Annotated in this window: 28 protein-coding genes; 9 read left to right on the top strand and 19 right to left on the bottom strand. The window is 67.0% G+C overall.

The genetic code is table 11. The features are described from left to right. Positions 1–32: 32 nt before the first annotated feature. Genes SKC41_RS09620 through ssd form a run of 4 tightly spaced genes read right to left on the bottom strand, consistent with a single transcriptional unit; the run spans position 33 to position 3,629 of the window. Positions 33–626: a type II secretion system F family protein gene (locus SKC41_RS09620; RefSeq protein WP_330977417.1), complete on the bottom strand. Its 594-nt coding sequence runs from the start codon at positions 624–626 to the stop codon at positions 33–35. Next, positions 623–1,423, bottom strand: a complete 801-nt coding sequence (locus SKC41_RS09615; RefSeq protein WP_330977416.1) for a type II secretion system F family protein — start codon at positions 1,421–1,423, stop codon at positions 623–625. The genes SKC41_RS09620 and SKC41_RS09615 overlap by 4 nt, the downstream gene beginning before the upstream one ends. Then, positions 1,420–2,583 (bottom strand): TadA family conjugal transfer-associated ATPase, encoded by a 1,164-nt coding sequence (locus SKC41_RS09610; RefSeq protein ID WP_330977415.1) that lies wholly within the window; start codon positions 2,581–2,583, stop codon positions 1,420–1,422. The genes SKC41_RS09615 and SKC41_RS09610 overlap by 4 nt, the downstream gene beginning before the upstream one ends. After that, positions 2,580–3,629 carry a septum site-determining protein Ssd gene (gene ssd, locus SKC41_RS09605; RefSeq protein ID WP_330978819.1) on the bottom strand — a complete coding sequence of 350 codons (1,050 nt, stop codon included), beginning with the start codon at positions 3,627–3,629 and terminating at the stop codon, positions 2,580–2,582. The genes SKC41_RS09610 and ssd overlap by 4 nt, the downstream gene beginning before the upstream one ends. A gap of 491 nt (positions 3,630–4,120) precedes the next feature. Between ssd and SKC41_RS09600 the strand changes: the two genes are divergently transcribed. After that, positions 4,121–4,978, top strand: a complete 858-nt coding sequence (locus tag SKC41_RS09600) for an HAD-IB family hydrolase (RefSeq protein WP_330977414.1) — start codon at positions 4,121–4,123, stop codon at positions 4,976–4,978. 425 nt (positions 4,979–5,403) lie between these two features. Here SKC41_RS09600 and SKC41_RS09595 read toward each other — a convergent pair whose 3' ends face one another. Genes SKC41_RS09595 through SKC41_RS09575 form a run of 5 tightly spaced genes read right to left on the bottom strand, consistent with a single transcriptional unit; the run spans position 5,404 to position 11,204 of the window. Continuing rightward, positions 5,404–6,165, bottom strand: coding sequence for an oxidoreductase (locus SKC41_RS09595; protein WP_330977413.1), 762 nt, complete (start codon positions 6,163–6,165; stop codon positions 5,404–5,406). A gap of 11 nt (positions 6,166–6,176) precedes the next feature. Then, entirely contained in the window at positions 6,177–7,802 is a 1,626-nt protein-coding gene (locus SKC41_RS09590; RefSeq protein ID WP_330977412.1) for an ABC transporter ATP-binding protein, read from the bottom strand. Then, a complete protein-coding gene (locus SKC41_RS09585) occupies positions 7,799–8,662 on the bottom strand; it encodes an ABC transporter permease (protein WP_330977411.1) in 864 nt (287 codons plus the stop codon). Before SKC41_RS09585 ends, SKC41_RS09590 begins: the two co-directional genes overlap by 4 nt. Beyond that, complete coding sequence (locus tag SKC41_RS09580; protein ID WP_330977410.1) at positions 8,655–9,581, bottom strand: ABC transporter permease; 927 nt, start codon at positions 9,579–9,581, stop codon at positions 8,655–8,657. Before SKC41_RS09580 ends, SKC41_RS09585 begins: the two co-directional genes overlap by 8 nt. 3 nt (positions 9,582–9,584) lie before the next feature. Continuing rightward, positions 9,585–11,204, bottom strand: coding sequence for a peptide ABC transporter substrate-binding protein (locus SKC41_RS09575; RefSeq protein ID WP_330977409.1), 1,620 nt, complete (start codon positions 11,202–11,204; stop codon positions 9,585–9,587). Between the two features lie 90 nt (positions 11,205–11,294). Between SKC41_RS09575 and SKC41_RS09570 the strand changes: the two genes are divergently transcribed. Further along, positions 11,295–12,098, top strand: coding sequence for an LppU/SCO3897 family protein (locus tag SKC41_RS09570; RefSeq protein ID WP_330977408.1), 804 nt, complete (start codon positions 11,295–11,297; stop codon positions 12,096–12,098). 3 nt (positions 12,099–12,101) lie between these two features. On the opposite strand, the gene SKC41_RS09565 is transcribed toward SKC41_RS09570, so the two are convergent. Continuing rightward, entirely contained in the window at positions 12,102–12,647 is a 546-nt protein-coding gene (locus SKC41_RS09565) for a DUF4232 domain-containing protein (RefSeq protein ID WP_330977407.1), read from the bottom strand. A 128-nt stretch (positions 12,648–12,775) separates the two neighbouring features. On the opposite strand from SKC41_RS09565, the gene acs reads away from it, so the two are divergent. Beyond that, positions 12,776–14,758 carry an acetate--CoA ligase gene (gene acs, locus SKC41_RS09560; RefSeq protein ID WP_442931581.1) on the top strand — a complete coding sequence of 661 codons (1,983 nt, stop codon included), beginning with the start codon at positions 12,776–12,778 and terminating at the stop codon, positions 14,756–14,758. 1 nt (position 14,759) lies between these two features. Here the strand turns inward: acs and SKC41_RS09555 are convergent, their stop codons facing one another. Next, positions 14,760–15,458 carry a serine protease gene (locus SKC41_RS09555; RefSeq protein ID WP_330977405.1) on the bottom strand — a complete coding sequence of 233 codons (699 nt, stop codon included), beginning with the start codon at positions 15,456–15,458 and terminating at the stop codon, positions 14,760–14,762. A 257-nt stretch (positions 15,459–15,715) separates the two neighbouring features. On the opposite strand from SKC41_RS09555, the gene SKC41_RS09550 reads away from it, so the two are divergent. Continuing rightward, on the top strand, positions 15,716–16,258 hold the full coding sequence (locus tag SKC41_RS09550; RefSeq protein WP_330977404.1) for a phage holin family protein: 543 nt from the start codon (positions 15,716–15,718) through the stop codon (positions 16,256–16,258). Next, entirely contained in the window at positions 16,259–17,209 is a 951-nt protein-coding gene (locus SKC41_RS09545) for an alpha/beta fold hydrolase (protein ID WP_330977403.1), read from the top strand. An 8-nt stretch (positions 17,210–17,217) separates the two neighbouring features. Here the strand turns inward: SKC41_RS09545 and marP are convergent, their stop codons facing one another. The 4 genes from marP to nth are packed head-to-tail and all read right to left on the bottom strand — an operon-like array spanning position 17,218 to position 20,581. Beyond that, entirely contained in the window at positions 17,218–18,411 is a 1,194-nt protein-coding gene (marP, locus tag SKC41_RS09540; RefSeq protein ID WP_330977402.1) for an acid resistance serine protease MarP, read from the bottom strand. Between the two features lie 5 nt (positions 18,412–18,416). Continuing rightward, on the bottom strand, positions 18,417–19,196 hold the full coding sequence (locus SKC41_RS09535; protein WP_330977401.1) for an NUDIX hydrolase: 780 nt from the start codon (positions 19,194–19,196) through the stop codon (positions 18,417–18,419). Positions 19,197–19,251: 55 nt separating this feature from the next. Further along, positions 19,252–19,887: a TlpA family protein disulfide reductase gene (locus SKC41_RS09530; protein ID WP_330977400.1), complete on the bottom strand. Its 636-nt coding sequence runs from the start codon at positions 19,885–19,887 to the stop codon at positions 19,252–19,254. A gap of 13 nt (positions 19,888–19,900) precedes the next feature. Continuing rightward, positions 19,901–20,581, bottom strand: coding sequence for an endonuclease III (gene nth, locus SKC41_RS09525; RefSeq protein WP_330977399.1), 681 nt, complete (start codon positions 20,579–20,581; stop codon positions 19,901–19,903). Positions 20,582–20,754: 173 nt separating this feature from the next. Between nth and SKC41_RS09520 the strand changes: the two genes are divergently transcribed. Together SKC41_RS09520 and crp are read left to right on the top strand one after the other, a co-directional pair. Continuing rightward, positions 20,755–21,141, top strand: coding sequence for a hypothetical protein (locus tag SKC41_RS09520; RefSeq protein ID WP_330977398.1), 387 nt, complete (start codon positions 20,755–20,757; stop codon positions 21,139–21,141). Positions 21,142–21,226: 85 nt separating this feature from the next. Beyond that, complete coding sequence (gene crp / locus SKC41_RS09515; protein ID WP_036465140.1) at positions 21,227–21,901, top strand: cAMP-activated global transcriptional regulator CRP; 675 nt, start codon at positions 21,227–21,229, stop codon at positions 21,899–21,901. A gap of 59 nt (positions 21,902–21,960) precedes the next feature. On the opposite strand, the gene SKC41_RS09510 is transcribed toward crp, so the two are convergent. From SKC41_RS09510 to SKC41_RS09500, 3 genes are read right to left on the bottom strand one after another with little or no spacing between them, the layout of a single operon-like run. Continuing rightward, on the bottom strand, positions 21,961–22,755 hold the full coding sequence (locus SKC41_RS09510) for an MBL fold metallo-hydrolase (RefSeq protein ID WP_330977397.1): 795 nt from the start codon (positions 22,753–22,755) through the stop codon (positions 21,961–21,963). 5 nt (positions 22,756–22,760) lie between these two features. Further along, a complete protein-coding gene (locus SKC41_RS09505) occupies positions 22,761–23,216 on the bottom strand; it encodes a RidA family protein (protein ID WP_330977396.1) in 456 nt (151 codons plus the stop codon). Positions 23,217–23,231: 15 nt separating this feature from the next. After that, positions 23,232–23,393 carry a DUF4177 domain-containing protein gene (locus tag SKC41_RS09500; RefSeq protein WP_090607515.1) on the bottom strand — a complete coding sequence of 54 codons (162 nt, stop codon included), beginning with the start codon at positions 23,391–23,393 and terminating at the stop codon, positions 23,232–23,234. A gap of 109 nt (positions 23,394–23,502) precedes the next feature. On the opposite strand from SKC41_RS09500, the gene SKC41_RS09495 reads away from it, so the two are divergent. Together SKC41_RS09495 and SKC41_RS09490 are read left to right on the top strand one after the other, a co-directional pair. Next, positions 23,503–24,525, top strand: coding sequence for an ArsA family ATPase (locus SKC41_RS09495; RefSeq protein WP_330977395.1), 1,023 nt, complete (start codon positions 23,503–23,505; stop codon positions 24,523–24,525). Then, a complete protein-coding gene (locus tag SKC41_RS09490; protein ID WP_330977394.1) occupies positions 24,522–25,679 on the top strand; it encodes an ArsA family ATPase in 1,158 nt (385 codons plus the stop codon). The genes SKC41_RS09495 and SKC41_RS09490 overlap by 4 nt, the downstream gene beginning before the upstream one ends. 283 nt (positions 25,680–25,962) lie before the next feature. Here the strand turns inward: SKC41_RS09490 and SKC41_RS09485 are convergent, their stop codons facing one another. Further along, positions 25,963–26,313, bottom strand: a complete 351-nt coding sequence (locus SKC41_RS09485; RefSeq protein ID WP_090607523.1) for a WhiB family transcriptional regulator — start codon at positions 26,311–26,313, stop codon at positions 25,963–25,965. Positions 26,314–26,583: the final 270 nt, after the last annotated feature.

The raw sequence follows: 26,583 nt of genomic DNA, 5'->3' as shown, positions 1-26,583 counted from the left end.
ATCACCAATGTATCCCCTCTGTTGTAGTCTCTTCACAGCAAGCCCGACTGCAGGACGTCTCCGGCCAGCCCCGCGACCACGGGGACAATGCCCAGGCAGACAAACGCCGGCAGGAAGCACAACCCGAGCGGGCCCGCGATCAGCACGCCCGCGCGCTCGGCGGCCGCAGCGGCGGTATGCGCGGCGTCGTGTCGAGACTGGTCGGCCAGCTCGGCGACGCCGCTGGCCAGCGCCGCACCCGATGACGCCGAACGCCGGGCCAGTCGCAGCAGCGCATCGGTCTGCGCGTCGACCTTCTTCTCGGGCGAGATCGACCATGCGACAGCGGGATCGGATCCCAGCGCCAGCAGATCGGCGGCCCGCCGCAGTACGCGGGCCAGCCTCGGCGGCGCGGACGCCGCGGTCGCAGCGGCGGCGGTCGACACGGCCATCCCGGCCTCCAGACACACGGCCAGCACGTCGAAGCTGGATGCGACTGCCAGCGGGTCCGCCCCGCGAGCTGTCTCGTCGGTCCGCCCGATCCGAAACCGTTGCGCGCGGGGCGTTGTGCCGGCACGCGCCCGCACCACCGACGGGCCAGGCCCGATCAACAGCGCCACGGCGAGCAATACCGCCGCAATGCTCACGCCCCGGCTCCCGCTCGCGCGATGATTCGGTCCGACCACAGCAGCCCGGCGCACGTCAGCACGGACCCGACAACCAGTAACCACCCACCCGCGTGCCCACTCAGCAGGAAGCGCAGCGGGCGCGCCCCGATCAGTTGGCCCAGCAATACTCCCAGCACCGGCAGTCCCGCCAGTATCGCCGCGGTGGCGCGCGCACCGGCCATGCCGGAGTCAACACGCGACGAGAACCGCTGCCGCTCAACGATATCGCGTTGGGCGGTGCGCATCAGGGTGGCGATCGCCAGACCGTGATCGCTGGCCAGCTGCCAGCACGCGGCCAGTCGATGCCACTGCGTAGGCTGAGCCGACACGCATGCCGCGGCGCGCAAGCCGGCCACGACGTCGGCGCCCAACCGCGCTCGCGCCGCGACACCCCGTAGCGAGTTCGACACCGCGCCAACGGTTTCCTCGGCAGCAACACCAAACGCCCGCACCGGATGCACGCCCACTCGCAGCTCTCCGACCAACACATCCAGCGCGGCTTCCAATGTCCGGCCCTCGTCGGTGGCGCGCAGGCGATGACGACGCCGGCGGTAACGCAGGCTCACCGTGACGACCACCACCGCGCCGGCCAGGACGGTCGTCAGCGGCAGCACCACCGCACCCGCAACGGCGGCGCACACCGCCAGACAGCCCGCCCCGCGCCCGCCGACGGCCCGGCGGCGCGCCGGCGTCGGCCGCAGCCGCCGTCGCGGTGACGGTGGAAGGGCCAAGAGTGCCAACGCCACCAGCAATGCACCGGCCGGGACACTGTTCATGCCGGCAACCGGCTTCGCAGCAAGAAATGCAGTTCGTCGGCATGATCGGTCATCCCTCGCTCCGCATGCCACGCCGTGACCACCCGAACCCGTCCCTCGACGTGGCGCAGCACCGCGATCTCAGCGAGCCGACGCCGGCCGCTGCGATCCCGGGCGACGTGCAGCAGTACCTGGACCGCCGCCGCGAGCTGACTGTGCAACGCGACCCGGTCCAAACCGCCGAGCGCGCCCAGCGCCTCCAGCCGGGCCGGGACCTCGCCCGGATTGTTGGCATGCACCGTGCCGGCCCCGCCATCGTGGCCGGTGTTCAGCGCCGCGAGCAGGTCGACCACTTCGGCGCCCCTGACCTCTCCGACCACTATGCGGTCGGGCCGCATCCGCAGCGCCTGCCGCACGAGTTGGCGCAGCGGAACCTCGCCTACGCCTTCGACATTGGCGCACCGCGCGACCAGCTTGACCAGATGCGGATGCCGGGGCGCCAATTCGGCCGCGTCCTCGACGCACACGATCCGCTCGGCCGGCGACACCGCACCCAGCATGGCCGCCAGCAAAGTCGTCTTGCCGGCGCCGGTGCCGCCACACACCAGGAATGCCAACCGGGCCGCGATGATGTCGGCCACCAACTCCGCAGCCGCCGGCTCGATCGCGCCCGACGCGGTCAGCGCCGCCAGATCCTGGGTAGCCGGCCGCAACACCCGCAGCGACAAGCACGTGCCACCGGCAGCCACCGGTGGCAACACCGCGTGCAACCGGACCGCAAATCCGCCGGCGCCGATACCGCTCAGTTGACCGTCGACCCACGGCTGTGCGTCGTCGAGACGGCGCCCGGCGGCCAACGCCAGCCGCTGCGCCAGCCGCCGCACCGCCGCCTCGTCGGCAAACCGGATTTGGCTGCGACGCAAACCGTTTCCATCGTCGACCCACACCGCGTCCGGCGCGGTGACCAGGACGTCGGTGGTGCCGTCCGCACACAGCAATGCGTCGAGAATCCCGGCGCCGGTCAGTTCGGTCTGCAGCAACCGGAGGTTGGCCAGGACCTCGGTATCACCGAGCATCCCGCCGGATTCGGCCCGGATCGCGGCGGCCACCACGTTGGGCCGCAATGGCGCCGCTTCGGTCGCCAAACGCTCGCGCACCCGCTCGATAAGCGATTCGCTCACGCCGCACCGGCTTTCGGTCGGGATCCCGCGCGCGGCAGTACCGCGAGCACCCGGCGAGCTGCCGCCGTCAGGGCCGATCGCCGCCCCAAACGCAGACCGCCGTGTTCGAGTTGGTCGGCCAGTTGCGGCTGAGCTTTCATCGTCGCGAGCAGCGGCAGGCCGCAGATGTCGGCGACTTCGGCCGCACGCAGTCCACCCGGCGACGGGCCACGGACCACCAACCCGAGATTGGGATTGATCGCGGCCAGCACCGGCGTCATCGCTGCCGTCGCCGCGCAGGACCGCACGTCGCACGGGCTGACGACGACGACAAGGTCGGCGGCGTCGAGCGCGGCCCGGGTGGCGTCGGTCACACGACGGGGCAGATCGCACACCACCGTGACGCCTCCGCGGCGGCCCGCATCGATGACCGCGTCCACCGGCCCGGCGTCCAGTTCGTAGCCACGCCGCGTGCCGGACAGCAAGCTGATGCCGTGCGGGCGCGGCAGGGCGTCGCGCACGGCCGGCCAGCTGAGCCGCCCGCCCTGCAATGCCAAGTCGGGCCACCGCAGGCCGGGTGTGCTCTCACCGCCCAGCAACAAATCGAGGCCGCCGCCCCAGGGATCAAGATCAACTAGCAGTGCATCATTGGCGGCCCGCGCCAGTGCGGCCGCGAACAACGACGCGCCGCCCCCGCCGCGGCCACCGACCACCGCGACGACGTGGCCGCGCAACTCGTCGTCCCGGACGGATTCAGCGGACTCCGCGAGCTCGCGGATCAATTCGTGCTCCTGCGCCGGCATGCTCAGCACGTGCTGCGCGCCGACCGCGATCGCGGCCGACCAGGTGGCGGTCGCGGGTTCGGCGGCGCACAACACGCTGACGTGCGTGCGACGCGGTAGACCAGCGCACCGACAACGGTCCGCGCCCGCCGCATCGAGCACCACCGCCGCGGCCGCCGACCACGTTTTCCGTCCCACCGCCGCACCGCCGGCGTGCACCACTCGAACGCCGACCGCGGCGGCCACCCGGTCCAGCTCGTCGCGCAATATCGGGTCGGTCAGCACCGCGAGTACACCCGCGGAACCCCTCGGCTCGGCACTGGTCGCGATTGTCACCCCACCACCGTGCGGGCAGCTCGGGATGGCACACCAGTGCCAGATCTGGATTTGTGGAGAGATACGAGGGTGTGCACAAAGTTCGGGGTTCGGCGCTTGCCCGCCCGAGGGATAACACTGTGCCCGCAACGCACCCAAGGCGGAGTCGGAAGGCTTGTTTTTGGGGAAAATTACCCCAGAAAAGGGACGACCCCCGCCAGGGGGGGAGGAGGCGGAGGTCGTCGTGCATCAGCCCCGGGGGGTCGGGCTGATACACCCTCGGCTCAGGCCGAGTAATGCTTACTATACACACGACAGTGGGCGGTGCCGCAAGTAGATCTTTTTTTCATAGCTACTATTTGAGCCGTAAAAACACCGTTGGCCTCGTGTGTTACCCCCAGTTCAGCCCCGATTTCGCCGGCGACCCCGGACGCGCCGACTCACCGACCTATGCTGTGTCGGTGACTGTCTCCGACCCAGACGCGTATCAGCAAACCTCTGCGCAGACAGCCGCAACCGGTACTGCACGCGCCCGTACCGCGGCCTTTTTCGACCTGGATAAGACCATCATCGCCAAGTCCAGCACCCTGGCGTTCAGCAAACCGTTCTTCAATCAGGGACTGCTCAATCGGCGCGCCGTGCTGAAGTCCAGCTACGCCCAATTCATCTTCCTGCTCTCTGGTGCTGATCATGACCAGATGGACCGAATGCGCACTCACATGACCAACATGTGTACCGGCTGGGACGTCGCCCAGGTCAAGTCGATCGTCAACGAAACGCTGCACGACATCGTGACTCCACTGGTGTTCGCCGAGGCCGCGGACCTGATCGCCGCGCACAAATTGTGCGGCCGCGACGTCGTCGTGGTGTCCGCGTCGGGCGAGGAAATCGTCGCACCGATCGCCCGCGCACTGGGTGCCACGCACGCGATGGCGACCCGGATGGTCGTCGAGGACGGCAAGTACACCGGCGACGTCGCGTTCTACTGCTACGGCGAGGGCAAGGTCCAAGCGATCCGCGAGCTGGCGGCCCGCGAGGGCTACCCGCTGGAGCACTGCTACGCCTACTCGGACTCGATCACCGACCTGCCGATGCTCGAGTCGGTCGGGCATCCCAGCGTGGTCAACCCCGACCGCGGTTTGCGCAAGGAAGCGACCGAACGTGGTTGGCCCGTATTGAGTTTCTCGCGACCGGTCTCGTTGCGAGACCGGATTCCGGCGCCCTCGGGTGCCGCGATCGCCACCACGGCCGCGGTGAGTGTCACCGCGCTGGCCGCCGGCGCGGTCACCTACACGCTGCTGCGGCGCTTCGCGTTCTAGCCGCCAGCAAACCTGCCGAGCCCTCGCCGAGTTGCGGATTGGCAACGTTCGCAGAATTGGGCCTTGCTGTGCTAAGGCTCCAGTAGTACAAAGGAACCACGGAAGCCCGGTAAGGCCTAGGTCGATCCGGAAGAGAAGGTTCGTTCTCCCGAACCGGGCGCCCAGCACGGTTCTCGGCACCCACGCGGAGTCATAGCCGCGAAAATGGCAGAAGTGTTGCGGGCCTGCGTAATTGCGAAAATGCAGAGAGCATGAACGGCCCTTTGGGTGGGGTCGTAGCTCGAAGCGTCGCAAGATCGCCGAGGCCACCCACGCAGCCCCATACATGCACGCTTGGTAACCGAGTTCCGTGCTAGCGGGCGGCGGACCGAATATTTCGGAACGCCGCCCGCTCTACATGTCTGGACCCTTTCGCGCGGCGTGGCTCAACTCTTGCCCGGCAACGACTCGGCGATCGACAACGCCTCCTGCGCGCCGGCCTGCATCGCCCGGCAACACAGCACCAACCATGCTCCGACGCCGGCCGGTGTGCCTTCGGCGAATCCGCTTGCGGCGCTGCGATAGTCACCGGGTTTGCGCATCCAGCTCACCTCCGGCACACCCAGCCCGTGCGGATCCAGCCCGCTGGCGATCGTTACCAGCCGAGACACCGCCCGCGCGACCACTCCGTCCGCGCTGCCAAAGGGCTTGAGCGTCAGCAGTTCTCCGTGCGCGACCGCGGCTAACACCGGCGCCGGCACCTGCGTGCGACCGGTCACCAATTCGCCGAGCAGCTCCAGGCGAGGCCCGATCTCGGGGTCGGCCCGCGGGCGGCCCAATTGTTCGTCATCGACCTGGTCGGCCGCCGCCAGCATGTGCAGCCGGGCCAGCGCCTGCAACGGCGATCGCTGCCACACGCCGATCAATGCACCCCCACCGCCCTCCAGCGCCTGAGCCACCCGCAGCGCTCCGCCGAACACCGGATCGCTCACCCCTGAGCTGTCCGCTAAGTCCTCGAACCGCACCGGCCCGCCATCGAGCACCGAGGAAGCGCGGGCCGCCCGCAGCGCGGCCTCGGCCGCGGTGACCGGCCAACCGCGCAGATTTGCTCGATGGCGGTGCGCGCGGCCCAACGCGTCGCGGGCCCGGTCACTGGCCTCGGCGACGCCGGGGAACTCCATCAGCGGAGCCAGCGGGTCTGCCGTCACAGGTTGCCAACCTAGCGGGGCGGCATGGACGCCCCGGGAATGGCCTCCAGCAATTGGCGGGTGTATTCGTGGCCGGGCCTGGTGAACAGCTCTTCGGTCGCCGCGCGTTCGACGATCCGCCCGGCGCGCATCACCAGAACATCGTCGGCGATCTGCCGGATCACGGCCAGGTCGTGGCTGATGAACAGGTAGGCCAGGCCCAGTTCGGCCTGCAACGAAGCCAGCAGGTCCAATATCTGCGCCTGCACCAGCACATCGAGCGCCGAGACGGCCTCGTCGCAGACCAGCACCTCGGGCCGCAGCGCCAATGCACGCGCGATCGCCACCCGCTGGCGTTGGCCGCCGGAGAGCTCGCGCGGCAACCTGCCGAGCACCGACGACGGCAACGCCACCTGGTCGACGAGGTCGCGCACCGCTTTCTCGCGCTGCCTGCGGTCGCCGACATGGTGGATCCGCAACGGCTCCTCGATCGTGCGGAACACCGAGTACATCGGGTCCAGGCTGCTGTAGGGGTTCTGGAACACCGGCTGCACGCGCCGGCGAAAGGCCATCATCGCGTCGCGGTTCAGCGCATCAGAAATTTCGGTACCGTCGAAAACGACTGCGCCCGAGGTCGGTTGGAGCAATCCCAGCGCCATCCGGGCCACCGTCGATTTGCCCGAGCCCGATTCGCCGACGATGGCCAGGGTGCTGGCCCGCTTCAACCCGAAGGACACCGCGTCGACCGCACAGAACCCAGTCCGGCGCCACGGTACGCCGTGCGACTCCCGGTAGACCTTGGTCAGCTCCGAGGCGACGAGGATGTCGCGCGCCCCGGTGTCGGCGCCCGGGCGTGCCGGCGCCGAACTCCGCACCGTCAGCGACGGAGCCGCGGCCACCAGCCGGCGCGTGTACTCGTGCTGCGGGTCCCGCAGGATCGACTGCGCGGCACCGGATTCCACCACCAGACCGCGGCGGACAACGACGACTTGCTCGGCCCGTTCGGCGGCCAGCGCCAGATCGTGCGTGATTAGCAACAGCGCGGTGTCGAGTTCGTCGGTGAGACGCTGCAAATGGTCGAGCACCTGCCGTTGCACCGTGACGTCGAGCGCGGACGTCGGTTCGTCGGCGATCAGCAACTGCGGGTGGCCCGCCAGCCCGATGGCGATCAGCGCGCGCTGACACATGCCACCCGACAACTGGTGCGGGTACATGCCCGCCTGCTTCTCCGGATCCGGCATGCCGGCCTGGGTAAGCAGCTCGACCGCCCGTCGGCGCGCCTGGCGGCCATCGGTGTTGGCCCGCAACGCTTCCCGAATCTGGAAGCCGACCTTCCAGACGGGGTTGAGGTTGGTCATCGGGTCTTGGGGTACGTAGCCGATGCGTCGACCCCTGATCGAACGGAGCACCTTGCGGTCAGCCGCGGTGATGTCCTGTCCGTCAAAAGTGATGCGGCCGGCCGTGATTCGCCCGCCCGGCGGCAGCAGGCCCAGAACCGCGGCGGCCGTGGTCGATTTGCCCGATCCTGATTCGCCGACCACGGCGACGGTCTGCCCGCGCATCACGCTCAGGTCGACTCCGCTGACCGCGGGGTCGTCATCGCCGAACCTGACTTCCAGGCCCTCGACTTTCAACAGCGGCGATTCCGGGCCGGTCATGCCCGCTCCGCTCGCGAGGCCGGATCCAGGGCGTCACGCAACGCGTCGCCCATCATCATGAATGCCAGCACCGTGAATGCCAGTGCGCCGGCCGGATAGAACAAGATCGGCGAGCCGGCCCGCAACCGCGTCTGCGCCAGGTTGATGTCGCCACCCCACGACACCACCGAGGTCGGCAGTCCGACGCCGAGATAGGACAAGGTGGCCTCGGTGACGATGAAGGCGCCCAGCGCAATCGTGGACATCGCGATCACCGGGCCCGCCGCGTTCGGCAACGCATGCCGCACCAGGGTTTGAAACCTGCTCAAGCCCAACGCTTTCGCCGCCAGCACATAGTCGCTGGCCCGTACCTCCAGCACCGCACCGCGAGCGATCCTGGCCACCTGCGGCCAGCCGAATAAGGCCAGGATGGCGACCACCGTCCACACCGTGCGGTGATGCAGGACCTGCATCAGCACGATCGCGGCCAGCAGCAGCGGCAGCCCGAAGAACACGTCGGTGACGCGCGAGACCAGCGCGTCGATCCAGCCGCCGTAGAAGCCGGCCAGCGCGCCGAGCGCCCCGCCGGCCACGAACACCAGCAGCGTGGCACCCAACCCGACCGTCACCGAGGCCCGCGCCCCATAGACCGTGCGCGCATAGATGTCGTGGCCCTGCAGATCGGTGCCGAACCAGTGCGTCGCCGACGGGCCGAGCAGGCTCTGGCTGGGATCGGCGTAGGCGGGGTCGGCGTCGGTGAACAAGGCCGGAAACAGCGCGACCAGCAGGATGAGCAGGATCATCAGACCCGCGACGATGAACTTCGGGCGCCGGTGCAGTTTGCGCCAGGTTTCGCCCCAAAAGCCGGAATGCTCAGCCATAGCGGATCCTCGGGTCCAGCGCCGCATAGAGCAGATCGACCAGCAGGTTGGTGATCAGATAGATCAGCACCAGCACCGTCACGATCGACACCACCGTCGGCGCCTCCTGCCGGGTGACGGCCTGATACAGCACACCGCCGACGCCGTGAATGTTGAAGATGCCCTCGGTGACGATGGCACCGCCCATCAGCGCACCCACATCGGCGCCGAGGAACGTCACCACCGGGATCAGCGAGTTACGCAGAATGTGCACGGTCACGACCCGCGGTCGCGACAACCCTTTGGCGGTGGCGGTGCGGACATAGTCGGCATGCGCATTGGCGGCCACCGCCGAGCGGGTCAACCGCACGATATACGCGAATGAGACCGAGCCCAGCACGATTCCGGGTAGCAGCAGGCGCGCGAAGCTCGCCCGTTCGCCGACGGTGACCGGCGCGATGCCCAGCCGGACCCCGAACACGAACTGCGCCAGAAAGCCCAGCACGAAGATCGGGATCGCGATGATGATCAGTCCGGTGATCAGCACGGTCGAATCGAAAAGCCCGCCCTGCCGCAGGCCCGATAGCACGCCAAATCCGATGCCCAGCACCCCCTCCACGACGAGCGCGATCAGCGCCAGCCGGATGGTGACCGGAAAGGCATGTGCCAGAACAGCACTGACCGGCAAGCCGGAATAGGCGCGGCCCAAGTCGCCGTGCAGCACGCCGCCGAGGTAACGCAGGTACTGCAGCAGGAACGGATCGTCGAGGTGGTAGCGCGCCCGCAGCGCCGCGGCGACCGCGGGCGTCAGCGGCCGGTCCCCGGCGATCGCGGCCAGGGGGTCACCGGGCAACAGGAAGACCATGCCGTAGATCAGCAAGGTGGCGCCCAGGAAGACGGGCACCATCACCGCGAGCCTTCGTGCGATATACCAACCCATGTCTTAGGCCTTGAGGATGTTCTCGTAGTCGGGCAGCCCGTTCCACGTGACCTTGACGTTGCTGACCTCCGGCGACCACCCGACCACGGCGATGTAGTACCACAGCGGTACAGCGGGCATGTCGTGCAACAGAATTCGTTGCGCCACATTGACCACAACATCGGCCTGCTGCAGGCTGGGGGCGGCCTCGGCGGCCGCCAGCCCGGCGTCGAACTCCCGGCTGGAATATCCGACATCGTTGGATCCCGCACCGGTGGCGTACAACGGGGCGAGGAATTCGATCATCGACGGATAATCGCCGATCCATCCGGCTCGGAAGGCGGTGTCGATGGTGCGGTTGGTGATCTGGGTACGGAACCCCGCAAAGGTCGGGTGTGGCGCGCCGACGGCGTCGATGCCCAGCACGTTCTTGATGCTGTTGGCCACCGCGTCCACCCACTCCTGATGGCCGCTGTCGGCGTTGTAGGCGATGGCGTACCGCCCGCTCCACGGCGAGATCGCGTTGGCCTGCGCCCAGAGTTGCCGTGCCCGTTCGGGATTGAAGTCCAGTGCATCGTTGCCCGGGATGTTCGGGTCGAACCCCGGCAGGGAGCGGGCGGTGAATTCGCGGGCCGGGCTGCGGGTGCCGTTGAAGATCTGCTGGCAGATCTGCGGGCGGTTAACCGCAGCGGACAAGGCCAACCGCCGCAGCCGGCCCTCCTCACCGCCGAAATGCGGCAGCCGCAATGGTGTGTCGAGTGATTGGCTGACCGCGACGGGCCCGCTGGCGGCGTTGCCGCCCAGGTCGCGCTGGTAGATCGTCAGCGCGCTGGACGGAATCGTGTCCAGGACATCGAGATTGCCGGACAGCAGGTCGGCATAGGCGGTATCCAGGTTGCCGTAGAACTCGAACCTCAGGCCCTTGTTATGGGGTTGGCGGTTGCCGTGGTAATCGGGGTTGGGCTTCAAGTCGATCTTCACGTTGTGCTCCCAGGCAGGTCCGTCGGGACTGTCGGCCAGCCGATACGGCCCGTCGCCCACCGGGTTGCGCCCGAACGCTGCCATGTCGCGAAATGCCCTGTCCGGCAACGGATAGAATGCAGTATGGCCCAGGCGCAACTTAAAGTCGACGGTCGGTGCCTTGAGCCGCACCGTGAACTCGAGATCGTTGACCACCTCAAGCCCGGACATCGTGGTCGGCTTGCCGTCGCCCGACGGGCCGGCGACGTCGTCGAATCCGGCGATCGGACTGAAAAAGTCCTGCTGCAGTTGGGCATTGGCGCTCAGAGCCCCGTAATTCCACGCGTCGACGAACGAATGTGCCGTCACCGCAGAGCCGTCGGTGAACTTCCAGCCCGGTTTGAGAATAATCCGGTAGTTGACGTTGTCGGTGGTCTCGATGGACTGCGCCACTTCCGGGGACGGCTTTCCGTTGGCGTCATAGGAGACCAAGCCGGCGAACAGCCGATCCAGGATCCGCCCGCCGAGGCTGTCGTTGGTGCCGGTCGGAACCAGCGGGTTCGGCGGTTCACCGCCGTTCACCACCACCAGTTCAGGGCTCAGCACGCCGCCCCCGCAGCCGGCCAGCGACGCTGCCGTCAGCATGAGGACGGCAGCGCCGGCCCTGGCCCGCATCCACCGCATGACAGCGACCCTAGGGCCTGCGAGCACGTCGGCCACGCAAGGACCGCCGGTGAAGTGCACCGGCCGGCGTCGACAACCTAGGATTTCGACATGGGGGTCACGCTTCTCGCCTCGGACCACGACGTAGGGGTGGCGCTGGGCGAGGCGGCGTTCGCGTTGGGCGTTCCCCTGATCGGATTGATCTGTCTGATCATCGGCCTATGGGAGCGCTCGCGCAGTCGTCGGCGACAGCGTCCCGCGTACCCCTACCCGCCGCCGACGGGATATCCGGGCGCGCCAGCTACGGCATATCCGGGCCAGCCGTATCCGGGACCGCCCCCTGCCGGCTACCCGCCCTATGGCGCGCCGCCGCGTCGCGCGAGCGGGGCATCCACCGCGCTGATCACGATCGGCGCGGTGGTGCTGGTGCTCGGAATCGTCGGAGACTTTGCCAGCGCGGCATCGCGGCTAGCCAAGCGCCAAGAACACACGTCGATGCAGGTGGGCGAGTGCATTACTCAAAAGTCTTACCGCGCAGAGGCATTCAATTCGAATCCGGGCAACGACTGCGCCAATCCGGTGAATACCTACTTGCTTGCCGCCAAAGGCGGACCGTCGGCGCAGTGCCCCGACGGAAAGCGCGAGGGCTCCATTTATGACCGCTACACGGACAGCTCGACCATCCTGTGTTTCGCCCTGAACCTCAAACAGGGCCAGTGTTATCTGGTATCCGGCGAGCGTGACAGTCCCAAACTGACCTTGGGTGACTGCAATGACCATGAGTCGGGCGTGATGCGAGTCATCCAACGCATCGACGGCACCACGAACAGTTCGGACTGCCCGTCGGGCCTCAACGGGATCAGCTATCCCACTCCCCCGGTTGTCTATTGCCTGGAGCGGGCGAGCCCCTACTAAGCCCTACTGCTGCAAGGCGGTCACGGGATGCACCTGCAATTCGCAGGCATCGATGGTGGCCGGCACCGTGACCACGCCAATCGTGTTGGGCGGGTTGACCCGCAGCGCGGTGCGATTGGGGCACGGGTTGCCGAAGCCGTCGATGGCCACGCCCTCCACGATGGCCTGGCCCTGTGCAGCCAGCGACAGGGTGACGGTGGGCGGCACATCGACATCGCTCGGCAAGCCGCCCATGTAGCCGCGCAGCGTGGGCGTGGCGTGAATGTCCGGCCCGTCGTCGCCCGTCTCGACCGCGGGATAGCCGGTCAGCGTGCACGCTTGCGCACCACCGGCGAGGCTGAACGTCAGGGTTACCGAGCGGTGGCCCACGGCGGCCTGCGTCGGGGAAGCGGCCACGTCGACCTGGTCCGAGCGACACGGCACCGCCTCGTCGCCTACCGGCAGCGCCGACGCGTGCGGGCCCAGCACGCCGGCCACCGCGTAACTCGTTGCGGCCGCAGCAATGCCGAGGAGTAGACAACGGGCACGCTGCCCGCGAGATTCCCGCATAACCGTGATTATGCGGTATGACAACGGGGTTTACCCCCGGATTGGAGTCCACAGGTTCGGCGGGCGGGTCTAGGCTCACAGACGGTTGACCAGCTCGAGACCCGGCCCTCGACATACTCGACATAGGAGTGAAGCCAGTGACCGTGACCGACACCGAAGGCCCGTCCTCGCATCCGGCCTCGTACCCGCCGCCGGCGCAATTCGCCGAGCAGGCCAACGCCCGCGAAGATCTGTACCGCGAGGCCGAAGCCGACCGGTTGGCGTTCTGGGCCAAGCAGGCTAACCGGCTAACGTGGGCCGAGCCGTTCACCGAGGTGCTGGACTGGTCGCAGGCGCCATTCGCCAAATGGTTTTCCGACGGCAAACTCAACGTCGCCTACAACTGCGTGGACCGCCACGTCGAGGCCGGCCTCGGCGACCGGGTGGCGATTCACTGGGAGGGCGAGCCGGTCGGCGAGAGCCGCAGCCTGACCTACTCCGACCTGCAGGACGAGGTGTGCAAAGCGGCCAACGCGCTGACCGATCTCGGTCTGGTCGCCGGCGACCGCGCCGCAATCTACCTGCCGTTGATCCCGGAAGCCGTGATCGCGATGCTGGCTTGCGCGCGACTGGGCGTCATGCACAGCGTCGTGTTCGCCGGTTTCACCGCCAAGGCGTTGCGCGCCCGCATCGCCGACGCCCAGGCCAAGGTGCTGATCACCGCCGACGGGCAATTCCGGCGCGGCAAGCCCGCGCCGCTCAAGGATGCGGCCGACGAGGCAGTGGCGCCCGGACCGGACGGCGAGAGCCCCGTCGAGAGGGTTCTGGTGGTGCGGCGCACCGGAATTGACGTGTCCTGGAACGACGACCGCGACGTGTGGTGGCACGACGTTGTGGATGGCGCGTCGGCCCAACACACAGCGGCGCCCTTCGACGCCGAGCACCCGTTGTTCCTGCTGTACACCTCGGGAACCACCGGAAAGCCCAAGGGCATCGTGCACACCAGCGGCGGCTACTTAACGCAGTCGTCGTACACGCACTACAACATCTTCGACATCAAGCCCGACCGCGACGTGTTTTGGTGCACCGCCGACATCGGCTGGGTCACCGGGCACACCTACGGCGTCTACGGTCCACTGTCCAACGGCGGCACCGAAGTGCTCTACGAGGGCACTCCCGATTCGCCCAGCCAGCATCGGCATTTCGAAATCATCGAAAAGTACGGCGTCACAATCTATTACACGGCGCCGACGCTGATCCGGACTTTCATGAAGTGGGGTCGCGAGATCCCCGATGCACACGACCTGTCCAGCCTTCGACTGCTGGGCACGGTGGGCGAGCCGATCAACCCCGAGGCCTGGCGCTGGTACCGCAAGGTGATCGGCGCGGACCGCCTGCCGATCGTGGACACCTGGTGGCAGACCGAAACGGGTGCGGCGATGATCGCCCCGCTGCCCGGAGTCGCTGCGGCCAAACCTGGTTCGGCGATGAGAGCGTTGCCGGGGATCTCGGCCAGCATCGTCGACGACCACGGCGATCGACTGACGCCGACCGTCCACCATGGCGAGCACGTCACCGGCTACCTGGTCCTGGACCAGCCGTGGCCGTCCATGCTGCGCGGCATCTGGGGCGACCCGGAGAGATACGTCGAGACCTATTGGTCGAGGTTCGCCGACCAGGGCTGGTATTTCGCCGGCGACAGCGCCTATTACGACCGAGACGGCGCCATCTGGGTGGTCGGCCGCATCGACGACGTGATGAACGTGTCGGGGCATCGGCTTTCGAGCGCCGAGCTGGAGTCGGCGCTCGTCGGCCACTCCGGAGTGGCCGAGGCCGCGGTGGTCGCAAAGAAAGACGAGACCACCGGCCAAGCCATCTGCGCGTTCGTGGTCATGTGCGCCGATTACGACGTGCACGAGGGCATCGTCGACGAATTGCGCGACGAGGTGGCCCGTGAGATCTCACCGATCGCCAAGCCACGCGAGATCCACGTGGTGCCCGAACTGCCCAAGACCCGCAGCGGCAAGATCATGCGCCGGCTGTTGCGCGACATCGCCGAAAATCGCGACCTCGGGGACACGTCGACACTGCTCGACCCGGGCGTCTTCGACGCGATCAGAGAGGCCAAGTAGCTCAGACCGGTATGGGGACGAAGCCCGCGCCGGGCCGGTGTTTGGCGTTGATGTCGGCCAGGATCGCGTTGAACGACATCACCACCGCCGGAGTGTGCAGCGGGATGTACTTGATGATGCAGGTCGGCAGGTTGTCGCTGAACGCGCCGTGGATCATCCCGACCAACAGGTTGTCGACGGTCACCGGCCCACCGGAGTCGCCCGGCCGGCCACACACCTGCATGACGATGGTCCCGGGATCCTGGCCCGGCCCCCAGGTGACACCGCACGAATTGCCCGTCGTCCGGCCCTGCTTGCAGGCGATCTGCCCGAACACCGGTTCCGGCCCGATTCCGTTGATGATGAAGCCGCCGTAGTTGGCCACCGGCGCCACCTTGGCCTGATCGAACTTGATCACCGCGTAGTCCAGGGCGTCATTGCCCGCAACCATGACTCCCAGGATGCCTCTGCCTTCGGCGGCCTCGGCGGCGACCTGCGCGCCCGGGCCACCGCAGTGCGCGGAGGTGAAACCGATCAGCTCACCGGCGGCATCGCCGCCGATCGTGGTCAGGGTGCACATGGTGTCTCCGTTGATGACGATGCCCGCACCACCGCCCATCGGGACCCGGTCGTCGGCTGCCGCGACGTTTGCCGGCAAAGCGGGCTGGACGAGGAGCACGGCCACCAGTACCGCCACAAAGCACCGATGTGCCGTCTGCACTGCGTGACTCCCATCAGCGGGCCGGATGTCGGAGAACAGCTGCGCCAGTCTAGTTGATCACCCCCGCGCCCCTCTTGCTGTGCGAATAGCGGCGGCCCGGCCCGTCGGTTGCGAAGTCCCGTGGACTTCGGCTGGCCTCGTCTGGCATCGCGGCACATGGCAACATAAACCGCGACGACAGCGAACGGGCTCGGTGACGATGCGAGCCAAGCAGCGGCTTGATCAGGAACCGGGCAGTTCAACGGAGAGGACCGTTTGTGAGCAAGGTCGATCGCAAAAATGGCGTGCCGAGCACGCTGACCACGATTCCGTTGGCCGACCCGCATGCCGGCCACGGCGACCCGTCGATCGGTGACCTGATCAAAGACGCGACGACTCAGGCGTCCACGCTGGTGCGGGCCGAGGTCGAGCTGGCCCGCGCCGAGATCGTCCGCGATATCAAGAAGGGCCTTACCGGCAGCGTGTTCTTCATCGCCGCGCTGGTGGTGCTGTTCTACAGCACCTTCTTTTTCTTCTTCTTCCTCGCCGAGCTGCTCGACAACTGGTTGTGGCGCTGGGTGGCCTTCCTGATCGTGTTCGCGCTCATGGTCGTGGTCGGAGCCGTGCTGGCGCTGCTGGGCTATTTGAAGGTGCGCCGGATCCGCGGACCGCAGGAGACCATCGAATCGGTCAAGGAGGCGCGCACCGCACTCACCCCCGGCCACGACAAGTCCGCCGCCGCGACCAAGCAGCTCACCGACGTACCCGGCAAGCACGCCAAGCCCGAGAACGGCAACCCCAGCGACCCCTCAGGTTGGTAAATGGCAGCACCTGATCCGTCGATGGTCCGTATCGACGGGCCGTGGCGCCATTTGGACGTGCACGCCAACGGCATTCGATTCCACGTCGTCGAGGCGCTACCGACCGGTCCGGGCGCACCGAAGGCGGCGGCCGCACGACCGCTGGTGATGCTGCTGCATGGCTTCGGTTCGTTCTGGTGGTCCTGGCGTCACCAGTTGCGGGGGCTGACCGATGCCCGTGTGGTCGCGGTCGACCTGCGTGGCTACGGCGGCAGTGACAAGCCGCCGCGCGGTTACGACGGCTGGACGCTCGCCGGCGATACGGCCGGACTTATTCGCGCGCTTGGGCATTCGTCGGCGACGCTCGTCGGCCACGCCGACGGCGGGCTGTGCTGCTGGACCACCGCGCTGCTGCACTCGCGGCTGGTGCGCGCCATCGCGCTGGTCAGCTCGCCACACCCGGCCGCGCTGCGTCGATCGGCGTTGACGCGCCGCGACCAGAGTTCCGCGCTGCTGCCGACCCTGCTGCGCTATCAGCTGCCGCTGTGGCCCGAGCGGCTGCTGACCCGCGACAACGGCGCCGAGATAGAACGTTTGGTCAAACACCGTAGCTCCGCCAAATGGGTTGCCTCCGAAGACTTCTCGCAGACGATCGGTTATCTGCGCACGGCGATCCAGATTCCCGGAGCGGCGCACTGCGCCCTGGAATACCAGCGCTGGGCGGTGCGCAGCCAGCTGCGCGGTGAAGGCCGGCGATTCATGAAGTCGATGTCGCGCCAACTCGGGGTGCCGCTGCTACACCTGCGCGGCGACGCCGACCCCTACGTGCTGGCCGATCCGGTCGACCACAGTCAGCGCTATGCGACGCAGGGCCGCTACGTATCCGTCACCGGCGCAGGGCATTACAGCCATGAAGAGATGCCCGAGGAAATCAACAGACACCTGATGAGGTTTTTCGAGCAAGTGCACTAAAGGCCGTATCAGCTGACGCAGGTCCCGGTGCCCACCTGTTGGGTGTCACCGATCTTGGCCATCTGGCCGGCCACCTCACCGGCGGTCAACACCAAACCGGTTTCGGGATCGTCGACGGCCGCGCCGAACACCACGCCCAGCACGTGACCGCTGAGGTCGATCAGCGGCCCACCCGAATTGCCTTGCTCCACATTGGCTCTGATGGTGTAGACGTCGCGCGTGACCGGCTGCGGGTCGCGGTAGATGTCGGGGCCGCTGAGTTTGATGGCCTCGCGGATCCTGGCCGGGGTCGCGGTGAAGTTGCCGCCGCCCGGGTAGCCCAGCACCACCACGTTGGTGCCGGTCTTCGCCTCGGTGTCACTGAAAGCCAGTGGCGGTGGCGGCAGGTTCGGAATGGCAAGAATGGCAATGTCGACCGAAGGGTCGTAGGAAACGACGGTGGCGTCCAACGGATTACCGCTGGCGTAGATCTGGACACTGCTGGACCCGGCCACCACGTGCGCATTGGTCATCACCCGATCGGGAGCGATGACGAATCCCGTGCCCTCCAACACTTTCTGGCAGCTGGGCGCCAGGCTGCGTACCTTCACCACGCTGGGCGCGGCGGCCGTGACCACCGGATTGGTGGCCAGCGCCGGGTCCGGTGATTCGACCGGGATCACCGGCGTGCGGCTGAACGGCTCGAGCACCGCAGGCAGCCCCGAGGTGTTCAACAGCGCCGAAAGGCGTTTGGGCACAGTCTTCAACCACGGGGGTGCGATGTTGTTGACCTCGGCGAGCACCCGCGAACCGCGGACCGCGGCCGCCAGCTCGGGCTGGTCTTTCGACTGGGTCAGCGGCGTCGCCAGCAGCCAGGCGGCGGTGAGCACGACGACGAGCTGCACGCCAACCCCGATGACCGAGTCGACGGTTCTGATTGTGCGGCTGCGGATTGCGCCGCGCACCGCCCGTCCCAGCACCACGCCGGCGACCTCACCGACGACGACCAGCGCGAGAATCAGAAACAGCGCGCCGAACAGCTTGGCGCGCGGTGCGGCGATGTGGCTGACGATGTGGGGCGCCAGCAGCACTCCGGCGATCGCACCCAGCAGCACACCGATAAACGAGAAGAGCGAACCCACCGCGCCCGAACGCCAGCCCGAGATGGCCGCGATGAAAGCGACGGCGAGCACGGCGATATCCAGCCACTGGGACGGGGTCATCGAATTCATCGTGCGCCGCCCTGCTGGCCGACCAGCACCATCGCGTCGTCGAGTTCACGGACGTCGTTGGTGTCCCACGGCTTTGCCCAGCCGGCGACGTCGAGAACGGCAGAGATCACCTGGCCAGTGAATCCCCAAACCAGCATTTGGTTCAGCAGAAACGCCGGACCGGCCCAACGATTGCCGAGGTCACCGCGGTAGACCATCAGCCGGTTGTCCGGATTGATGAACGCGCGCACCGGAACCCGCGACACGATCGCCGTCTCGCCCTCGTTGATCACCGCGACCGGTCCGGGGTCCGGCGAGTAGGCCAGCACCGGGACGACGTGGAACTGCGACGGCGCGATGAACGTCTTCTCCATCGTGATGAGGGGGTGCAGCCGGGTGACGTCGATCCCGGTCTCCTCGTGAGCTTCTCGCAGAGCGGTGGCAACCGGCCCGCGATCGCCGGGGTCGGCCGCGCCGCCGGGAAACGCCGCCTGGCCCGCATGGTGTCGCAGCGACGACGCCCGCACCGTGAGCAACAGGTCGGCGTCGTCGGGCACGCCGTTGCCCGGCCCGGACTCGGGACCCGAAAACAGAACCAGCACAGCGGCCTCGCGGTCGTCGTTCGCGGATGCCGCTCGGGCCGCGGTCACCATCGCGAGCACATCGGGTGGCAACCGGCGCCGGTAGGCCTCCGGGATCTGGCCCACGTTGTCGACCAGCGGCCGCAACCAGGGCGGGCAGACGTCGGGCGTGAGGGGAACCGTCCCCTGCGCGCGGGCGGCACCCCCACCACTCACCGGCGCCTCCTTGTCGGGTCCACGTGCCCAGCCATTTTCGGACCGCCGAACTCGGTCATCCGTCGTGTGCGACCGCGGCCTCGATCTCGTCGGCACTCGCGAAATCGCGCAGCAGCGTCTGCGCAACGCTACCGTCCGGTCTTAGCACCACGGTCGCGGGCACCACATTTGCGACCTTGAGTGCTGCGGCAATCAGCCGCCGCCCATCCTGCAAGGTCGGGAGCCGAACGCCCAGCTCGGCCAGCCGCAACAATGCGGCAGTCTCGTTCTCGTCCTGATGCACGGTCACCACGATGACGTCGGAGGCGACCCGGCGCTGATATTCGGCCATCGCGGGCAGTTCGGCCGCGCACGGCGCGCACCAGTACGCCCATAAGTTGATGACCACCCGGCGGCCGGCCAGCGCACGGGCGACATCGACGGTGGACCCGTCGGCCGCGCATTCGACCACCACGCCGTGCAGGACGGCGGGGCCGGCGCCGGTGCCCGGCGCGGGGCAGGGCGGCAGGTTTGCTCGCGCCCGGGGGCCGGCCAGCGCGGCCGGTGTATCGGCGTCGCGGTGCTCTCGATTCGACGACGGCGCGTTGGTCGCGCCGGGCGCGGAGTCGTCGCGCAGTTGCACGACAAACGCCGCCACCAGCGCCACCACCACGGCCAAGATCGCGGTGGTCCATCGAGTTCTCGGGGTCAATGTCCCGGCCGTGTCACAGCCCGACCAGCGAGAGCAGGTGTTCGGCTTCGGGGCCCTGCACCAGGGGTGCGGCCAGCGCCGGCTCGGTGGGACCAAGCCCGAACGACGGGCAGTCTTTGGCGAGTACGCAGACCCCGCAAGCCGGCTTGCGCGCGTGGCACACCCGGCGGCCGTGGAAGATCACGCGGTGGCTGAGCAGGGTCCATTCCTTGCGTTCGACCAGTTCGCCGACGGCATGCTCGATCTTGACCGGGTCCTTTTCCTCGGTCCAGCGCCATCGGGCCACCAGCCGCTGAAAGTGGGTGTCGACGGTGATCCCGGGGATGTCGAAGGCGTTCCCCAAGACGACATTGGCGGTTTTGCGCCCGACCCCGGGCAGTGTCACCAACTCTTCCATCGTCGACGGCACCTCACCGTCGAACTTCTCGACCAGGGCCTGCCCCAGCCCGATCAGCGAGCTCGCCTTGTTGCGGAAGAAGCCAGTGGGGCGGATGAGGTTTTCCAGCTCGTCGCGATCGGCTTTCGCATAATCCAGTGCCGACTTATATCGGGTGAACAATGCCGGAGTCGTCAGGTTCACTCGTTTGTCGGTGCTCTGCGCCGAAAGAATGGTTGCCACCACCAGTTCCAGCGGCGATCTGAAATCCAGCTCGCAATGCGCGTCCGGAAATGCTTGTGCCAGTGTGCGATTCATCCTGCGCGCGCGACGCACCAAACCGGCTCGAGTTTCCGAAGCCCAGCGCCGGGCAAGTGCGGAATCAGGCTTGGAATCAGGTGCAGCCGCGGTGGTTTTCGAACGCCCGGACGGCCTTGCCTCTGTCACCTACGACAGAGTACTGATTTCGTAATCTCGCTGAGACCTTGGCCATGTTTACTCTCCTTGTGTCATGGTTGCTGGTCGCGTGCGTACCGGGGCTGCTGATGCTCGCGGCGCTCGGCCTGGGGCGGCTCGAACGGGAGCTCGGCCGGGAGTCGATTACGTCGACCGACGTCGAGCAGTTTCTCGAACAGGCGCGGGCTATGGATATGCACACACTGGCCCGGGAAGGGATGCCCGAAGCGCTGGAATACCTGCATCGGCGTCAGGCCCAGCAACTTGCGCTGTCCGCGCCGCCCAGCGGTCGCCATCGTGCCGAATCACTGCTCGCAACCGCATTCACCGATCCCCCCGCACGCGCTTTACCGGTGCGAATCCACGCGCATTCAGGCGGAAATCCGCAATATGAGGCGACTAGACACGTCAATCGTGTGTAGCGTTGGCACGTTGGCCTACCTCTAGACTCGTAACCCGGGCTAGGTAGGTATCCATATCACTTCGTTGGAAAGCTGAAGAGGCAACGTGGACGAGATCCTGGCAAGGGCAGGAATCTTCCAAGGGGTTGAACCCGGCGCAGTCACCGCACTGACCAAGCAATTACAACCCGTCGACTTCCCGCGCGGACACACCGTTTTCGCGGAAGGGGAACCAGGCGATCGGCTGTACATCATCGTCTCGGGGAAGGTCAAGATCGGTCGCCGATCACCCGATGGCCGGGAGAATCTGCTGACGATCATGGGCCCGTCGGACATGTTCGGCGAACTGTCGATCTTCGACCCGGGCCCCCGGACGTCGAGCGCGACGACGATCACCGAGGTGCGCGCGGTTTCCATGGACCGCGATGCGCTGCGCGCATGGATTGCCGATCGGCCCGAAATCGCCGAGCAATTGCTACGTGTTCTCGCCCGACGGCTGCGTCGCACCAACAACAACCTGGCCGACCTCATCTTCACCGACGTGCCCGGCCGGGTGGCCAAGCAGCTGCTGCAGCTCGCCCAGCGTTTCGGCACCCAGGAGGGTGGCGCGATGCGGGTCACCCACGACCTGACCCAAGAGGAGATCGCCCAGCTGGTGGGCGCGTCCCGGGAGACGGTCAACAAGGCCCTCGCCGATTTCGCCCACCGTGGGTGGATCCGACTGGAGGGTAAGAGTGTGCTGATCTCGGACTCCGAGAGACTGGCCCGCCGAGCGAGGTAAGCGCGGGCGTAGCCCGGGCGCCACCGAGCGAGCATCCCACCCCGAGCGAGATAAGCCCTTTACTCTCGCTGCAGATAGTCCAATTGCGCCTGCACGGACCATTCGGCGGCGTCCCACAGCTTCTCGTCGACGTCGACATAGACGTGTTCGACGATCTCGCGGGCGGTCGCTTCGCCGCCGAGGTCCCTCAGCGCGGCGCGCACCTGCTCGAGGCGCTCGTGGCGGTGCGTCAGGTATCCGGTGGTGACGGATTCCAAATCGGCCAGGTCGGGACCGTGACCGGGCAACACCATGCGACGGCCCAGACCGCGCAGCCGCCGCAGTGACTCCAGGTAGTCGGCGAGGCTGCCGTCTTCGCTGTCGATGACGGTGGTGCCGCGGCCGAGCACGCTGTCGGCGGTCAGCACCGCGTCGTCGAGCAGGAACGACAGCGAGTCCGCGGTGTGCCCCGGCGTTGCCATCACCTTGATCTTCAGGTTGGCGGCATCGATGACCTCACCTTCGACCAGCTCACCGCCGAGCCCACGCAGGAATCCGCTGCCCGCCGAGCGCACGGTCGCACCGGTGAGCTCGACCAATTTGTCGATGGCGTCGGTGTGATCGCCGTGCCGGTGGCTGATCAGGACCAGCGCGACGCGCCCGAGCGACGCGATCCGGGCGATGTGCTCGTTGTCGTCAGGCCCCGGGTCCACGATGACCAGCTCGTCGCTGCGGGGTCCGCGCAACACCCAGGTGTTGGTGCCCTCCAGCGTCAGCAGGCCGGGGTTCTCGGCCAGCAGGACCGAGGCAGTGTCGGTGACCGCCCGCAAACTGCCGTATGCGGGATGAGTCAGCGGCTCAACTGTCTCGGTCACGGCCGCTAGCCGACCTCCACGATCAACTCGACTTCGACCGGCGCATCCAGCGGCAGCTCTGATACGCCCACCGCCGAACGTGCATGCGCGCCTTGATCGCCGAACACCTCGCCGAGCAGTTCCGAGGCCCCGTTGACGACCCCGGGCTGACCGTTGAAGCCGGGCGACGAGGCGACGAATCCGACGACCTTGACCACCCGGGTCACCGAGTCGATACCCACCAGAGAGTTCACCGCCGCCAGAGCGTTGAGCGCACACAGCCGCGCCATCGCCTTGGCGTCATCGGGATCCACGGCGGTGCCCACCTTGCCGGTGCCCGCCAGCTTTCCCGCCACGATCGGCAGCTGGCCCGAGGTATAGACCAGGTTGCCGGTGCGCACCGCGGGAACGTAAGAGGCCAGCGGCGCAACCAAGTCCGGAAGCGTGACACCGAGCTGCGCAAGGCGGGCCGAAGCATTCATCTACCGGTGTCCTCTTTACTTAGGGCGCTTCAGATAGGCCACGTGTTGCTCACCGGTCGGCCCGGGCAGCACGGCGACCAGCTCCCAACCGTCGGCGCCCCATTGGTCGAGGATCTGTTTGGTGGCGTGGGTCAGCAGCGGGACCGTGGCGTATTCCCATGGGGTCGGTTGGCTCATGACGCGAGCTTATCGGTCGGGCGTGAACCCCACGGGTCAGCCCGGTGGACCGCGATCCGACGTAGCTACCCGATTTGCGGGGGCCGCGAAGGGCTCGGGCTAGCATGCGATGGTGGCAACCATTTCTAGCGGCAACGCTGCCGTCGGCTGGCCGGCGAGACTGTCGAAGGCCCGCTTGCACTTCGTCACCGGCAAAGGCGGGACGGGCAAATCGACGATCGCGGCCGCGCTGGCGCTGACCCTGGCGGCGGGCGGCCGGAAAGTCCTCCTCGTGGAGGTGGAGGGTCGCCAAGGGATTGCGCAACTCTTCGACGTTCCGCCGCTGCCCTACCAGGAGGTGAAGATCGCCACCGCCGAGCGCGGCGGTCAGGTCAACGCCCTGGCGATCGACATCGAGGCCGCCTTCCTGGAATACCTCGACATGTTCTACAACCTCGGGATCGCCGGACGGGCGATGCGCCGTATCGGGGCGATCGAGTTCGCGACGACGATCGCGCCCGGCCTGCGCGACGTGCTGCTCACCGGCAAGATCAAGGAGACGGTGGTCCGCAGGGACAAGAACAAGCTGCCGGTTTATGACGCGATAGTCGTCGACGCACCACCGACGGGGCGCATCGCGCGCTTCCTGGACGTCACCAAAGCGGTGTCCGATCTGGCCAAGGGCGGACCGGTGCACTCGCAAAGCGAGGGCGTGGTCAAGCTGCTGCACTCCGATGCCACCGCTATCCACTTGGTCACGCTGCTCGAAGCGTTGCCGGTGCAGGAGACGATGGAAGCCATCGAGGAGCTTGCCGAGATGCAACTTCCGATCGGCAGCGTGATCGTGAATCGCAACATTCCGGCATACCTGGAGCCTCGCGACCTGGCCAAGGCCGCGGAGGGCGACATCGATGCCGACGCGGTGCGGGCCGGGCTGAAGACGGCTGGAATCGAGTTGGGCGACAACGACTTTGCCGGCTTACTGACCGAAACCATTCAGCACGCGACCCGGATCACGGCACGGGCCGAGACCGCACAACAGCTCGGCGCGTTGAAGGTGCCACGGTTGGAGTTGCCCGCGATCTCCGACGGCGTGGACCTCGGCAGCCTGTATGAGCTGTCGGAATCGCTTGCACAGCAGGGAGTTCGATGAGTAACACGCCGAAACCCCTTGATATGGGCGAAATTCTGGCCGACCGATCCAACCGTGTCGTGGTGTGCTGCGGCGCCGGCGGCGTGGGTAAGACGACCACCGCGGCGGCGATGGCTTTACGAGCTGCCGAATATGGCCGCACTGTATGCGTTTTGACGATCGACCCCGCCAAACGGCTAGCGCAGGCGTTGGGAGTCAACGATCTTGGCAATACGCCGCAGCGGGTGCCGCTGGCGCCCGAGGTCACCGGCGAGCTGCACGCGATGATGCTCGACATGCGCCGCACGTTCGACGAAATGGTGATCCAATACTCCGGAGACGTTCGGGCGCAAGCGATTTTGGACAACCAGTTTTACCAGACGGTCGCCACGTCTCTCGCCGGAACGCAGGAGTACATGGCAATGGAGAAGCTTGGTCAGCTGCTGGCCGAGGACCGCTGGGACCTGGTGGTGGTGGACACTCCCCCGTCCCGCAATGCACTCGACTTCCTCGACGCGCCGAAACGCCTGGGCAGCTTCATGGACAGCCGACTGTGGCGGCTGCTGCTCGCCCCGGGCCGCGGCATCGGCAAATTGGTCACCGGCGCAATGGGTTTGGCGATGAAGGCGCTCTCAACGGTCCTCGGTTCGCAGATGCTGGGCGACGCGGCGGCGTTCGTGCAGTCACTGGACGCCACTTTCGGTGGCTTCCGCGAGAAGGCGGACCGCACCTACGCGCTGCTGAAAAGGCGCGGCACCCAGTTCGTCGTGGTATCGGCGGCCGAACCCGACGCGCTTCGTGAGGCGTCCTTCTTCGTCGATCGGCTGTCGCAAGAGAGCATGCCGCTGGCGGGACTGATCTTGAACCGCACCCATCCCCTGCTGTGCGCACTGCCGGTGGAGCGGGCCATCGACGGCATCGAGTCGCTGAAGTCTGATGCAGACTCCGATGCCGCCGCGCTGGCCACGGCGGTGCTCCAGATTCACGCCGACCGGGGCCAGACCGCCAAGCGGGAGATCCGGCTGCTGTCCCGATTCACCGGCGCCAATCCAAACGTGCCGGTCGTGGGCGTACCGTCGCTGCCGTTCGACGTGTCGGATCTGGAAGCCTTGCGCGCGCTCGCCGATCAGATCACTGCGGCCGGCGACGACACGGCCCACGCAGCGGATCGCTGAGCACTCGCCATAGAAACGCTCGCTTAGGAGCGATTCGGCCTGCCCGGGGGCGCGAGACGGCCAGTTCAATAAGCCGCTGAGCGGCCGCCAAAATCGCGGCGGGTGACGATGATTGGAGTCAAACGCAGAAGAATCGGCGAATTGCCTTCTGGGACAAGCTAGTTCAGCGCTAGGGTCGCTATTGCACATGCGCTGAATCCCAGTTGCGCTGTAACAGTTCTGTAATAGTAAGTTTCGGTCTAACAGTGCGCCGCGGCGATGCGGCGCACCCGCTGTCAAAGCGTCAGCTGATACCGCGATTGCGGCGCTTGTCGAAGAAATCGGACCACGAAACGACCTCGGGGTGTTGCTTGAGCAATGCCCGGCGCTGCCGCTCGGTCATGCCGCCCCAGACGCCGAACTCCACCTTGTTGTCCAGCGCGTCGGCTCCGCATTCCTGCATTACCGGGCAGTGCCGGCAGATCACTGCGGCCTTACGCTGGGCCGCGCCCCGAACAAAGAGTTCGTCGGGGTCAGTGGTCCGGCATAACGCTTGGGACACCCAGGCAATTCGTTCTTCAGCATCAACACTGTGCAGCACCCCCTGTGCCGCCGCAATGTTGGTTCGGCGTGCCGCCGGTCGTGTTCCTGACACGAGCTGTTCCCTTCCTCCCGGTCGCTATTAACGACCGCCCTCCTCGGGTAGCAGATCAACGTTGCGATCTACACCACACTGTGCTGATCGGTGTTACCTGAATCTCACCGTCTGTATAAGTTAGGTGGTCAGCTGCCAATTGCGCAACAGTCTGATAACGCTTTTTTTGGGACGGGCGTGCCGTCTTGCCGTTGAGCGTAGGCGGGATCATGAGATCGAGTACCCCTTTTGGGTAGCTGCTATGTAACGCGATCGAAAACATCCCATCCC

This window comes from Mycobacterium sp. 050128 (assembly GCF_036409155.1).
In the GTDB taxonomy this organism is placed as follows: Bacteria; Actinomycetota; Actinomycetes; order Mycobacteriales; family Mycobacteriaceae; genus Mycobacterium.
This window is presented reverse-complemented; position numbering and strand designations above follow the sequence as displayed.